The organism is Mesorhizobium sp. M1A.T.Ca.IN.004.03.1.1 (assembly GCF_003997555.1).
Classification (GTDB): domain Bacteria; phylum Pseudomonadota; class Alphaproteobacteria; order Rhizobiales; family Rhizobiaceae; genus Mesorhizobium.
Window position 1 is genome coordinate 1 of the sequence record NZ_RZTV01001086.1, and the last position, 236, is coordinate 236.

Sequence of the window (236 nt, forward strand, 5' to 3'; positions counted from 1 at the left end):
GCGAATTCTTCGACCAGTATCCTGGGCGAAGCCCGCCATTTGTGCTTCCCGCCCAACAGATGGATCGTATGTTTTGCTAGTTCGTCGACGTCGCGGCACAATAGGACACCGCTGCTGCCGCTGCCCACGGCAGGCTTAAGAATTACCGGGAGGTTGATTTCCGCGGCACAGCTTTGTACGTCCGCGGCATTCGATGCTAAGCGATAGGCCGGCATAGGAACGCCGGCCTCCGCGAG

Annotated in this window: 1 pseudogene; it reads right to left on the reverse strand. The window is 59.3% G+C overall.

Annotated elements, in window-relative coordinates:
* Positions 1-236: pseudogene (locus tag EOD29_RS35025) on the reverse strand (ATP-grasp domain-containing protein); the annotation flags it as partial.